The following is a 12,929-nucleotide window of genomic DNA, read 5'->3' as shown; positions in this document are numbered from 1 at the left end:
TATAAATGTAAACTATCGAATTGTAAATGTATATTTGAAATAAATATAATCATAATAAAATTAAAAAAAGTTTTTTTATTTAAACTAAAAATATAAATTTGCTCCACTACAAGTTTATTATAACTAAGATAATTTATTTAAAACTATTAAAATTAAAAAAAAATGGCAAACGTTAAAAAAGAAAAAGGTGCAAACGGAGGAGGAATGATTTCAGGAATCATTATTGTAGCATGTATTTTTGTAGGATGGTTGATTTGGAATTTTATAATGGGTAATGGCGCAAATTTTGAAGGTGGTGTTAATACGGGTCATCCATTACCAGGAAATATGTTAGCAATGGTATACAAAGGAGGTCCTATTGTTCCAGTTTTGTTAGGTTTATTGTTAATGGTTGTTGTTTTTTCTTTTGAAAGATATTTTGTTATCTCAAAAGCATCTGGTACAGGGAATCTAGATCAATTCATGAAAAAAGTGCAAGCAAGTATCGTTAATGGAGATATTGAAGGAGCTATTGCTGCATGTGACAAACAAAAAGGTTCTGTTGCAAATCCAATAAAATCTGCTTTATTGAAGTATCAAGAAGTTAAAAGAGAAGGTTTAGATAGCGAAGCAGCTGCTGAAACTATTCACAAAGAAATAGAAGAAGTTACTTCATTGGAAATGCCAATGTTAGAAAAGCACATGACTATTCTTTCTACATTAGTATCTTTAGGTACATTAGCAGGTTTGTTAGGAACAGTTACAGGTATGATTAAAGCATTTAGTGCTTTGTCTGCTGCAGGTAGTCCTGATTCTGCTGCTCTTGCAAACGGTATCTCTGAAGCACTTATCAATACTGCTACTGGTATTTCGACTTCAGCTTTAGCTATTGTAGTTTACAATTTTTTCACATCTAAAATTGATGACTTGACTTATTCTATCGATGAAGCGGGTAATACAATTGTAAACACTTACAGACACTTTAGAAGCACAAGTAAATAATTAATAATTTAATTTATAAGGAAATAGAGGTCTAGTAAATAGGATTCTATTTTCTTATAAATATTTAAAAAATATATTAATGGCTATAAAAATGAAAAAAAAGGCAGGGTCTACAGATATGACTGCTATGTGTGATGTAGCTTTTCTTTTGCTTTCATTCTTTGTAATGACAGCAACAGCAAAGATACCAGAAGCATTGCCGGTAGATACGCCTTCTTCAACAGTTCAGACGAAGTTACCTGAATCTGATTTAGCTACCATAACGATAGGGAAAGGTAAAGTGTTTTTTGATTTAAAAGGAAGAGACATTCGTAAAAAAACCTTGGAGTTAATGGGGCAAAAATATGGGATTGCTTTTTCGGAATCAGAAGCTCAGGAATTTGCACTAATGGAAGGATTTGGTGTTCCAATAGAAAGTCTTAAGCAAATTCTTGACATGAGAGCGGTAGATAGAAGTAAAGCAGATCAGCCTGGGATTCCAAAAGATTCTCTTGATAATCAGTTGAAAGAATGGATTTACAATGCTCGTATTGCGAATATTGAAATAGCTGACAAAGAATTGCAGATAGCTATAAAAGGCGATGCAAAAGAAGAATATCAAGCTGTTAGAAGAGTTATGGATATTTTACAAGATCAAAAAATCAATAATTTTAATTTAGTTACTGGTTTAAGAACGGAAGACTTTTAATAAATAATATACACTACAATGGCTGAATTAAATACCGGCGACGGAGGCGGAAAAGGTGGAAAAGTAAGAAGTAAAAAAGCAAATTCTAAAGTAGATTTAACTGCTATGGTTGATTTGGCCTTCTTGTTGATTACATTCTTTATGCTTACCACTACGTTGTCTAAGCCTCAATCGATGGATTTGGGCTTGCCTGATAAGGACGAAGATCCTTCAAAAAACAAGGACATGAAAGTAGATGAAAATCGAACTTTGACGGTCTTAGTTGGCGAGAATAACAAGATGATTTATTATATGGGTTTATTGGCTACGCCTATTGCTGGTCCAAAAGATATATCTTATGGAAAAGAGGGTATTCGTAAAGAATTGTTTTCTAGAAAAAAATCAGTAGTTGAATATACTGGTAATAAAGATAAAGGAATCATTGTAATTATAAAGCCAAGTAAAAAGTCTAATTATCGTAATTTGGTAGATATACTTGATGAAATGGCTATAACTGGCGTATCAACTTATGCGATAGTCAATGAATACACGCCTGAGGAAACAAAATTGTTAGAAGGTAAATAGATTTATTCTTTGCCCAGATAACCTAATAATTAATAAAAATGAAATTAGATATATTTAAAAACCAATGGCTTGATATCGTTTTTGATGGACGAAACAAAAGTTATGGTGCATATCAACTAAGAAAATCAAATACAAAAACTTCTGTCAGAGCACTTATTGTTGGAAGTATTCTTTTTGGTTTAGCTGTTAGTGCACCACTTATTTTAAGTTTGCTTCCTGATTCATCAGATGTGGAAGAAAACAGAGATATTAAGATAACTGCAATAAAGTTGCCACCAAAGCAAGAGAAGCCTAAAGAAAATTTACCGCCACCACCTCCACCAGCACCAAAAGTGGATCAGGTTAAGTTTGTGAAACCAGTTGTGGCTAAAGCAGAGGAAATAACGGAAGAGCCGCCAAAAATTGTCGAAATGAAAGACAAGAAAATTGGAGCAGAAACTATTAAAGGAGATCCTGATGCGGTATTGTCTGTAGAACCAGTAGGAACTGGAACTGCAGCTGTAGTTGAAGAAGTGGATAATCAAATTTATAGCACTGCCGGTATTGAGGTGAAACCTGATTTTCCAGGAGGAATCAATAAATTTTATAAATTTGTTGGGGATAATTATCAAACTCCCGAAGAAGAAGGATTAAAAGGAAAAGTGTACGTTACTTTTGTAGTAGAAAAAGACGGATCTTTAACAGATATTAAAGTAATCAGAGATATTGGTTACGGTACTGGAAAAGAAGCTATTCGTGTTTTAAAGAAATGTCCTAAATGGACACCTGGAGAGCAAAATGGTAAAAAAGTAAGGGTACTTTATTCGTTACCAATTACGATACAATCAGCAGAGTAATGTTAAAGAGCATACTTATTAATTTACAGAAGAAATCGCTCAAAGAGCGATTTCTTCTCGTTTTGGGAATTTTGTTTTTTTTAGTTTATCTTGTTTTAGGTTTATTCATTATCTTTATGAAAGAATTTCCGATAGCTATGGATACCAATTACAGAATTGCATTTGGTATAATACTTATTGTGTATGCTTTTTTTAGATTCACACGACTTATTAACGATAACAATTAGATTATGAAAAATTTTGCAGTAATTCCGTGTTTTGTATTTTTTTCTTTTTTTCTAGTAATTTCTTCTTGCAAGAAATCCGATGATGAAAAGAAAGATAAGGAAACAATTCTTAAAGGTTCTGTAACTATTCTTGTTGATGAAACTATAAAGCCTATTATTGAAGATCAGATTGAAGTTTTTGAAAATTTCTATCCGGCTAAAATTATCATGGATGCAAGATCTGAAAAAGAAGTTGTTCGCTCTTTGATAAATGATTCATCAAGTATTGCCGTTTTGTCAAGAAAATTGACAGCAGAAGAGAATAAGATTTTTGATAATAAAAAAATTATTCCTAAAGTTACTTTTTTTGCTACAGACGGGATTGCATTAATCTCTAATAAAAATAACAAAGACACTTTAGTAGCTTTGAATGACATAATAGCTTTCATGAAAGGACAACCACAAAATGGTATAAAGGGATTGGTTTTTGATAATCCAAATTCAAGTACTGTTCGGTACATGAATGATTTGGCGGGGATAAAGGAGAGTCCGGAAAAAGGAATTTTTTCTTTTAAAACCAATGAAGAGGTTATTAAGTTTGTTTCTGAAAATGAAGGCATGATAGGTGTTGTTGGATTGAATTGGCTCTATCAACCTTCAGGAGTTATGAAAGATATTGTTAAGAAGGTTAAAGTTCTTAGCGTAAAAAGCACTACGGGGAATGAATTTTATCCTCCTTCACAAAATAATATAGCAGAAGGAAAATACCCTTTGGCACGTGATTTGTATATAATAAACTGTCAAGGTTCTTCTGGATTAGGAATGGGGTTTGCTTCTTTTGTTGCAGGAGAGCAAGGTCAAAGAGTAGTGCTTAAATCAGGCCTGCTTCCTTTTCGTACACCAAGCAGAAAGATTAAAGTAAGAAAGGGAATATACAATGATAAAAAATAAATTAATTATAATGAAAATGAATAAATTATCAATTTTTAGTGTTGCATTACTAGCTTCAGCATTTGCGAGTCAAGCGCAAGATATAAATCAAGCAAAAAAAGCTATTGATGCAGAGCAATTTGAAAGTGCAAAATCGATTTTAAAATCTATTATTAAGACTAAACCTTCTAATGGGGCTGCTTATTATACTCTAGGGAACGTTTATCTCATACAGGCTATTGAAGATTCTGCGAAAATTTATTTTCAAAATGGTCTAAATGCATCTGAAGAAGCTAAACTAAATTATATTGGTTTAGGCCAAATGGATTTAGATATAAATGATGTTACTGGTGCTCAGGCTAAATTTGCATTGGCAACTAAAGACATGAGAAAAAAAGATTTTCAAGAGTATGTTTATGTTGCTAGAGCATATATGAATGCCAAAAGGCCAGATTATAAGAGTGCTATTGCAATTCTGAGTCGTGCTGCGATTAATAATTCTCAAGATGCTCAAGTACAACTTGCTTTAGGAGATGCCTATTATGGTGATGGAAAACAAAATGAAGCTTATGTTGCTTATAGAAATGCTTTCCAAGCAGATAATACTTTATTAAGAGCAAAAATGCAATTGGGGGTTTTATTGAAAGGAGCAAAATCTTATGATGAAGCTTTAAAAGCTTATAATGAAGTTATTGCTATAAATCCTAATTACGGTCCAGTTTATAGAGAATTGGCTGAAACGTATTATAAAATCGCACGTAATAAACCATCTCAAGCTGCTGCGAATTATAAGACGGCAATGGGATATTATGACAAGTACATGTCTTTAACGGATTATTCAATTCATTCTAGAATGCGTCGTGCTGATTTTCTTATCTTAGTTGAGGATTATGTTGCTCTTGAAGCTGAAGCTAATAAAATGATAGAATTGGATAAAGTTAATCCAAGGATTTATCGTTATTTAGGATATGCTGCTTACAAAAATGGAAATGTCGATGTGGCAATAACATCTTTAGAAAGTTTTATCAATGCTCCAGGAAATAAAGCGATAGCACTAGACTATTTGTATTTAGGATTAACTAAAATTAAAAAAGGAACAAGTGCTGATGGTTTATCAATTGATCCGAGTGCTTTTAGTGCTGGTTTGGTAGATGTTAAAAAAGCTATTGAGATGGAACCTTTAGCGGTGCAGGATTTAAGTGAAGTTGGTAAACAATTATTTACGCAAAAATTATATAATGAAGCTGCTGCAATATTTGAATTTGGTGCAAACACTAAAGAATCTACAAGTTTTCTAGATGATAATGTATATTATGGCTTAGCAAATTACTATGCTAACATCAATAAAGGAAAAGATGTGAAAGTTGATGTTGTTGCCCTTCAAAAAGCAGACGCAGCCTTTGAGAAAGTATTAGTAGCTTCTCCAACTTATTTAGAGGCATATCTATATAGAGCAAGAACAAACAGATTGCTTGAAAAAGATGATGTTATGGTTAAGAATTATGAAGATTATGTGGCGAAAGTTACTGAGCTAGGAGCAGAAGAACTAGCTAAGCCAGCTGTAAAAGCTAAGGTTATTGAGTCTTATAATAATATGGCTGCTAGTTTTGCAAACACTGACAAAGCTAAAGCTATTGAGTATTTCAAAAAAACGCTAGCAATAGATCCAGCTAATAATTATGCTACAGAGTCTATAAAAATATTAAAGTAATACAGGTTTAATTTCCAAATTAGAAAACCGTTAGTCTTGTGGCTATCGGTTTTTTTATGGTTCTTAGTTTTAAGATTTTTTTTATTCAGTAGTTGATTAAATTAGGCTATGAGACTTCTTGTCGCTTTCAAAGTTTGTCATATTAGTCGTTGTTTTCAAATTAACTCCTTTCAAATTAACTATCTTTGCATTTTAAAATTAAAGAATGTTATCAAAAGAAATACAGTTAGAAGTTAATAAAGGAGCCATGCTTCCGTTGATGGAAGAGTTTTACACTATTCAAGGAGAAGGATTTCATACAGGTACAGCCGCATATTTTATTAGAATTGGCGGATGTGATGTGGGTTGTCATTGGTGCGATGTAAAAGAAAGTTGGAATGCTGAATTACATCCTCCTACTGGGATTGATCTAATAGTTGAAAATGCTAGTAAATATTCAGAAACTGTTGTAATAACTGGTGGTGAGCCTTTGATGTGGGATATGAATTTGCTTACGCAAAAGCTAAAAGTGAATAATAGAAGGGTTCATATTGAAACTTCTGGAGCTTATCCACTTACAGGAACTTGGGATTGGATTTGTTTATCTCCAAAGAAAAATAAGCTGCCAACGGATACAGTTTATGATAATGCGCACGAATTGAAAGTAATCATTTATAATAAACATGACTTTATTTTTGCGGAAGAACAAGCAGAAAAGGTAAATAGCAATGCTATTTTATTCCTGCAGCCGGAATGGAGTAAAAAAGAAGAAATGACTCCGTTAATTGTTGATTACGTAATGAATAATCCTAAATGGCGTGTTTCTCTTCAAACCCATAAATATTTAAATATTCCATAGTAGTAGACAACAAATAATACTAGTCAATTTTGTAAAATTGTCATTATAAGTGTGGTTATTTGATTGTAATATTTAATTTGTTATTACTCTTATAGTGTAGTAAATTCTAACGATTGATTATCAAATTTTTTGTATGTAGATTATAGAGCAGTTTAATTAATTTTTTTACATTCAATTAATCTATTTCTGTAAAGGTTTTTACATAACATAAATTCTCGTGAGTTATAATAATTTTAAAATGTTTATTTAATATTTTTGAATTATTGAAAATAAATCAATTATCTATATTTTTTACTTTATAAAATGAAAAATAAGTAGAATTTAATTTATTTAATTGTAATATAGTTAAAAACTTGTTTTATTCTTTTTTTTAATTGTTGAAAAATGATTTAAGTAAGCTTTTTTTCTTACATTTAAAAAAAATATTTGTGATGTATTTAAAATCAATTTCGATAATCTGTTTTTTTATTTTTCAATTTTCTACAGCTCAAAATGGAGATGTGTATAATAATAATCTCTATGATTACCAGACAGTGGAATATCAGCCTCAGTATGCCGGAGGATTTAAAGAATTCCTTAAGTATATTTCCAGAAATTACAGAGCTCCCGAAGTTGAAGGATTGTCTGGAGTTTTAAAAATTGATTTTGTAATTGAGACTAATGGAACAATAAGTTCTGTAAAAATAATCAATGAGGTAGGAGAAGGAGCCGGGGATGAGGCAGTTAGGGTTTTGTTGAAATGTCCTAATTGGTCTCCTGGTCAACAGAATGGTAAAAAAGTAAGAGTTATTTACCATAACTTTCCAATAACCATAAGGAATTAGATTATTGAATTTTAAAATCGTAATTTTTTTAAATTCAATAATTTGTCCTAAATGATGGTTCCCATGCCAAGCGTATGTTCCGATTATTTCCTTTAATTGAAAAGTGGCTTTATTATCCTCATGAATAAAGGATTTTTCTAAATCAGATTCTGATAAACTATTCATTAAATATGCTAAACGAAAGTGTAAACCTTTCAGTAGAGAAAGTGTAGGTTGGATTTGCATTGTTAAATTATCATGTGACTGTCCGCGCAATGATGGATTACTTGACGAATTATCCAACCGCCCTTACGATATGGTGTTTCTAGTTGTTCGTCAGTTAAATGAATTACTTCATTTTTCAATCGTTCAGGGAAACTTGCGATTTCAGCAATTATATTAGCTAGGTATTCTTTTGAATAAATTTCTGAGGCAGTAAATTTACCAATAGGATACTGTAATTTTTCTAATGTTGTATTTTCCATTTAATAATATTTTTAAATCGAAAGTTTGGCTAAATAGTCATAATGCTCTCCTTCAAGAATTAATTCGCTTTGTAATCCATTGGCGAAAGCCGCATTTTGTAATGTATTATAATCCAAGTATAGCCAAGGGAATTCCACTTCTTTTTCATTTTTATAACGTATCGTAAAAGTCAATTCGCCATAATAACCGGTACTGGTTATCCATTTGCCACCATCTTCATCATTATCAAACATGTAGATGATGTCCGATGAATCAATAAGAATTTGTCCATTTTGATTTAGCAAGTTTCTCAGTTTCTGTAAAAATTTAGTGGTTTCTTTTAATGTTCCAAAAATACCGGTTCCATTCATTAATAATAAAATGGTATCAAATTTATTTTGTGGATCATTAGAGTCTATTTCAAGAATATTTTGAACTTGAACATTTTTCAATCCACGTAGTTTACATGCTTCAACTGCATTTTTAGAAATATCAATTGAATAAACATCAAGATTTCGTTCGTTTTGTAAATACAAACTATGACTTCCTGCACCACAACCTACATCCAAAATTTTTCCTTTGGCAAGTTGCAAGGCTTTTTGTTCCAGTTTTGGCATTTCATCATATGTACGAAATAGATATTCAACACTCATTTCATCTTCCTCAGAAATGGAGGTTTCCGTGATTAAATCTTCCGGAGAATTATTAGTTTGGAAATCTAGTATGGCTTTGCCAAAAAGGTCTTTCATCTTTTTTGTTTAAAGTTTAAGGTTTCAGGTTTCTAGTTCATTACTTTTGTCGTTCCAACTTTAAATTTTAAACTTGAAACATATTTTAAACAATCTTCCTAAAGAAGCCAAAGATAAGCATATCGAAAATAAAAAGTATTTCGATAAACTGAAAAAGAAGACGCCAAAGAATTTAGATTACGTGATGCAGGATTTGCATGATGCTGAATTTAAGAAAACGGATTGTCTGAAATGTGCCAATTGCTGTAAAACTACTGGGCCATTATTTACTGATGCCGATATTGAGCGTGTTTCAAAATATCTTAGACAAAAACCACAGCAGTTTATTGAGCAATATCTTCGCATCGATGAAGACAGAGATTATGTATTGCAAAGTGTACCGTGTACTTTTCTGGATAATGAAAATGCGTGTTTGATTTATGATGTTCGTCCAAAAGCATGTAGAGAATTTCCACATACTGATAGAAAAAAGTTTCAACAAATCACGGATTTAACGCTAAAAAATGTTGCTATTTGTCCTGCAGCCTTTAATATTGTTGAGGAAATGAAGAAGAAATTACCTTTATAAATAATTTATAGCAAGCTTTGCCTCTTGTTTCTTTATTCTTTTTTAATATATCAAATATTTCAATCTCATTTCTTTAAAATCGATTAATCCTTTCTTCCAGCTTTCTCTGATTTTATCTTCCGAAGTTCCAGCTTCTATTTGTTGTTGTAATTTTTTAGTTCCTGCGAGTTTGGTAAAAAAAGGATTGAAGAATTTAGATTTGTCCGTTGTAGTTTGATAGGCTTTAATAAACCATTTTAATTCCAGTCGATCTACTTTTGTAACTGTAGTTAAATCCTCTCCGTAACATTCGATACCATTGTAAACAGGATTTTGTGCGCCAAAATTTGGTTTAGGAATAAAACTAAAATCACTTTTTGGTAAATAAGGAGAACCATATATTTGAAATTGTTTTTCAGTTCCCCTTCCCACACTCACATTTGTACCTTCAAAAAGACACAAACTCGCATAAAGATTTACGGCTTGATCGTTCGGAAGATTCGGTGAGGGTTTTATAAGTAAACTATAATTCATTTTTCTATTGTAATTAATACAAGGAATAACGGTCAATTTGCATTGCACTTCATTTTTCAACCATGTTTCACCGTTTATCATTTGCGCATATTCGCCAATTGTCATTCCGTGAAGCAAAGGAATAGGATGTATGCCCACAAAACTGGTAAATGCTGGCTCAAGGATAGGACCGTCAACAATACTTCCGTTAGGATTTGGTCGGTCAAGAATTAAAAGAGGAATGTTATTTTCGGAACAGGCTTCCATTATATAATGTAAAGAAGAGATGTAAGTGTAAAATCGAGCGCCTACGTCTTGCAAATCAAAAACCATGATGTCGATTGCTTCAAGTTGCTCTGGTTTCGGTTTTTTATTGTCACCATAAAGTGAAATAATTGGAAGCCCAGTTTTAGAATCTTTTCCGTCAACGATAAGTTCACCCGCATCAGCAGTTCCCCGAAAACCGTGTTCTGGTGCGAATATTTTCCGGATGGCTATATTTTTTTCTAAAAGAAAATCTACCACGTGTATTTTATTAGAGAGAATACCTGTTTGATTGGTTACAATTCCAATTTTCCTGTCCTTTAACAATGGTAAGTAGGTGTTGTAATTATCGGCTCCAGTTTTTATTTCTGTTTTTGTATTGTCTTTAGTTTTATCCAAAACTGAGCTAATATTTTCCTTGACCTCTGTTTTCCTGGAGGAACAAGATGTTGAAATGATAATAAAATATATAAAGCAAACTGATATTTTGTGAAATGGAGTCATATTGAGGTTCAAATAAAATTAAGTCCAATTAGTGTAATTCGTGTTTTTTAGCTGTATTTTTGGCTTTAGCAACGCAAACTGGCGAAGCAAATCCAAATTAGAAACGCAATCAAATTGAATTTAGAATATTTTATAGCCAAACGACTCATTACTGCTAAAGATTATAAAAGTAGCATTTCTGCTCCAATTATAAAAATTGCTATTTCGGCAATTGCCATTGGTATGATTATGATGATTGTTTCAGTAGCAACTGGAATTGGACTGCAACAAAAAATACGAGAAAAAGTTTCCGCTTTCAACGGACATATTATTATTTCAAATTACGACAACAATCAATCTGAAGTCACACTAGTTCCAATTTCTAAAAAACAGGACTTTTATCCAAAGTTTACGTCAGTTTCTGGGGTGGAGCATATTCAAGCTATCGCAAGTAAAGCTGGAATCATTAGAACCGAAACCGCTTTCGAGGGAATTATTTTCAAAGGAGTTGGGAATGATTATAAATGGGATAATATAAAGGAGTATCTCGTTTCAGGAAAATTACCGAATTATTCAAAAAATGTCAATCAAGAAGTATTAATATCGCAATTCCTTGCAAATAGATTGAATTTGAAAGTAGGTGACCTTTTTAATACATTCTTCATCAAAGAAGATCAAAACCAGTTGCCTAATATTCGAAGATTTAAAATCACAGGAATTTTCAATTCTGGTTTCCAGGAATTCGACGCTACTTATATAATAGGAGATATTCGTCACATGCAGCGAATCAATAAATGGGCTCCAGATCAAATTGGTGCTTTCGAAGTTTTTGTAGATGATTTTAACGCTATAGAATCTACCGGAGAACAAGTTTATGCGCAAACGTCGTCTACACTTGATACGAAAACTATAATCGAGAAATATAGCTATATATTTGAGTGGCTTCAACTTTTCGATTTCAACATCATTGTCATATTAGTAGTCATGATACTTGTTGCCACAATCAATATGGTCGTAGCATTATTGGTGTTGATTCTTGAGCGAACACAAATGATAGGAATCCTAAAAGCATTAGGCGCCAATAATTGGTCAGTCCGAAAAATATTTCTGTACAATGCCTTCTATCTTATAATAAGAGGGCTCTTCTGGGGCAATCTAATAGGCATCTCATTACTGCTAATCCAGCAACAATTCGGGATAATCCAACTTCCACCTGAGAATTATTACGTAAATCAAGCGCCAGTATATTTAAATTGGGGGTACATACTGTTGTTAAATCTGCTCACCGTGACCGTTTGTTTCTTCGTATTGCTAATTCCTTCCTATATCATAACCAAAATTTCACCGGTCAAAGCCATCCGTTTCGATTAGTTTATCTTTCGGGCGTTCCTCATAAAATACAGAGAGGCGATTATCGTAAAGGGTAATCGCCTCTCTGTATTTTATAAGTCGGGCTATTCGCTACAAGTCCTCGTCTCGTCCGAAAAGACGAGACTGTGGGCTTTTTGCTGCTATCCCTAACGCGAGTTTAGAATAATTAGGATATTCAGTTCAATCAAGAGTAGAAGAACTCATATCAAGATGATAAGGTTACCTTATATATAGAAGAGAATGAAAAAGGGATTTTGGTTACTATATAAGGTATAGTATAAAACCATTTTATTGATGCAGACGAGTTTCTTTTGTTCAAATACTGTCAAAGCAGACTGTTTTGAAGGAGTAGCGCTTAGTGAAGAGCTTATAAAAGATGAATAAAGATTGAATTTCGAAGGCATTATTAAATAAAGAAGGGAAGTTGAAAGCATCCGATCGTACTGAAATCGGCGATTTTGGATTGAAATGGTGTTTATGGGTTGTTGGGTTGCTGTTTTGTTAAAAAAACTTTCTGTTTCAAAAACCATGTTTTCAGTATGTTAAAGTAAAAGTTAAGAAAAGGGTAAAAAAAGAGTTTAAAAAAGCTTGTAAAAGCGAATAAAGGTGGTACTTTTGCACCCGCAACAACGCAGCCGTTCATTAACAAACTGACAAGTATAACAAATCAAAAGAGAAGAAGTATTTTCTAAAAAAGATTTGTAAAAGCTTGTGAGATTAGAAAACGGATGTTACATTTGCACCCCGCAAAACGCGCAAAGTTCCTTGATAGATTGATAAGAAAAGAGAAGTAGATAAGATAAAATTTATCTTAAAAAAAACTTCAAAATTTTCTTGCCAGTTAAAAAGAAAGTTGTACTTTTGCACCCGCTTCGAGAAACACTATAACAAGTGTTAAAAGAAGTTGAAAAACAAGATAAGAACACGTTCCTAGACATATTGAATTGACAGCCGTTTTAAGAGAGATCTTAGAACAAAAG

General features: G+C 32.3%; 13 protein-coding genes and 1 pseudogene. 10 read left to right on the top strand and 4 right to left on the bottom strand.

Annotated elements, in window-relative coordinates:
* Window positions 1-162: 162 nt before the first annotated feature.
* From BC952_RS00070 to BC952_RS00030, 8 genes are all read left to right on the top strand, one after another.
* Window positions 163-981, top strand: a complete 819-nt coding sequence (locus tag BC952_RS00070; RefSeq protein ID WP_121363694.1) for a MotA/TolQ/ExbB proton channel family protein — start codon at window positions 163-165, stop codon at window positions 979-981.
* A 91-nt stretch (window positions 982-1,072) separates the two neighbouring features.
* Window positions 1,073-1,669 carry an ExbD/TolR family protein gene (locus tag BC952_RS00065; protein ID WP_244200069.1) on the top strand — a complete coding sequence of 199 codons (597 nt, stop codon included), beginning with the start codon at window positions 1,073-1,075 and terminating at the stop codon, window positions 1,667-1,669.
* An 18-nt stretch (window positions 1,670-1,687) separates the two neighbouring features.
* A complete protein-coding gene (locus BC952_RS00060) occupies window positions 1,688-2,233 on the top strand; it encodes an ExbD/TolR family protein (protein ID WP_121363692.1) in 546 nt (181 codons plus the stop codon).
* A 38-nt stretch (window positions 2,234-2,271) separates the two neighbouring features.
* Entirely contained in the window at window positions 2,272-3,069 is a 798-nt protein-coding gene (locus BC952_RS00055) for an energy transducer TonB (RefSeq protein ID WP_091173366.1), read from the top strand.
* Between the two features lie 230 nt (window positions 3,070-3,299).
* On the top strand, window positions 3,300-4,226 hold the full coding sequence (locus BC952_RS00045; protein ID WP_121363691.1) for a PstS family phosphate ABC transporter substrate-binding protein: 927 nt from the start codon (window positions 3,300-3,302) through the stop codon (window positions 4,224-4,226).
* The gene (locus BC952_RS00040) at window positions 4,213-5,916 is read left to right on the top strand and encodes a tetratricopeptide repeat protein (RefSeq protein ID WP_341866814.1); all 1,704 of its coding nucleotides are present in this window, start codon (window positions 4,213-4,215) and stop codon (window positions 5,914-5,916) included. The genes BC952_RS00045 and BC952_RS00040 overlap by 14 nt, the downstream gene beginning before the upstream one ends.
* A 205-nt stretch (window positions 5,917-6,121) precedes the next feature.
* Window positions 6,122-6,754, top strand: coding sequence for a 7-carboxy-7-deazaguanine synthase QueE (locus tag BC952_RS00035; protein WP_121363690.1), 633 nt, complete (start codon window positions 6,122-6,124; stop codon window positions 6,752-6,754).
* 431 nt (window positions 6,755-7,185) lie between these two features.
* Window positions 7,186-7,578: an energy transducer TonB gene (locus BC952_RS00030; RefSeq protein WP_121363689.1), complete on the top strand. Its 393-nt coding sequence runs from the start codon at window positions 7,186-7,188 to the stop codon at window positions 7,576-7,578.
* Between the two features lie 99 nt (window positions 7,579-7,677).
* On the opposite strand, the pseudogene BC952_RS15165 reads toward BC952_RS00030, so the two are convergent.
* From BC952_RS15165 to BC952_RS00020, 3 genes and pseudogenes are all read right to left on the bottom strand, one after another.
* A pseudogene (locus BC952_RS15165) lies at window positions 7,678-7,743 on the bottom strand (hypothetical protein); the annotation flags it as partial.
* Between the two features lie 62 nt (window positions 7,744-7,805).
* A complete protein-coding gene (locus tag BC952_RS14960) occupies window positions 7,806-8,042 on the bottom strand; it encodes a DinB family protein (RefSeq protein ID WP_244200068.1) in 237 nt (78 codons plus the stop codon).
* Between the two features lie 12 nt (window positions 8,043-8,054).
* Window positions 8,055-8,771, bottom strand: coding sequence for a class I SAM-dependent methyltransferase (locus BC952_RS00020; RefSeq protein ID WP_121363688.1), 717 nt, complete (start codon window positions 8,769-8,771; stop codon window positions 8,055-8,057).
* A gap of 73 nt (window positions 8,772-8,844) precedes the next feature.
* On the opposite strand from BC952_RS00020, the gene BC952_RS00015 reads away from it, so the two are divergent.
* Window positions 8,845-9,339: a YkgJ family cysteine cluster protein gene (locus BC952_RS00015; RefSeq protein ID WP_121363687.1), complete on the top strand. Its 495-nt coding sequence runs from the start codon at window positions 8,845-8,847 to the stop codon at window positions 9,337-9,339.
* A gap of 42 nt (window positions 9,340-9,381) precedes the next feature.
* Here the strand turns inward: BC952_RS00015 and BC952_RS00010 are convergent, their stop codons facing one another.
* Window positions 9,382-10,599 (bottom strand): exo-beta-N-acetylmuramidase NamZ family protein, encoded by a 1,218-nt coding sequence (locus tag BC952_RS00010; protein ID WP_121363686.1) that lies wholly within the window; start codon window positions 10,597-10,599, stop codon window positions 9,382-9,384.
* Between the two features lie 114 nt (window positions 10,600-10,713).
* Here BC952_RS00010 and BC952_RS00005 point away from each other — a divergent pair, with 114 nt between their 5' ends.
* On the top strand, window positions 10,714-11,949 hold the full coding sequence (locus BC952_RS00005; protein WP_121363685.1) for an ABC transporter permease: 1,236 nt from the start codon (window positions 10,714-10,716) through the stop codon (window positions 11,947-11,949).
* The last annotated feature ends 980 nt before the right edge of the window (window positions 11,950-12,929 follow it).

Source organism: Flavobacterium limicola (genome assembly GCF_003634755.1).
In the GTDB taxonomy this organism is placed as follows: domain Bacteria; phylum Bacteroidota; class Bacteroidia; order Flavobacteriales; family Flavobacteriaceae; genus Flavobacterium; species Flavobacterium limicola.
The sequence above is the reverse complement of the archived record's forward strand: the minus strand, read 5'-3'. Positions and strand labels throughout refer to the sequence as shown.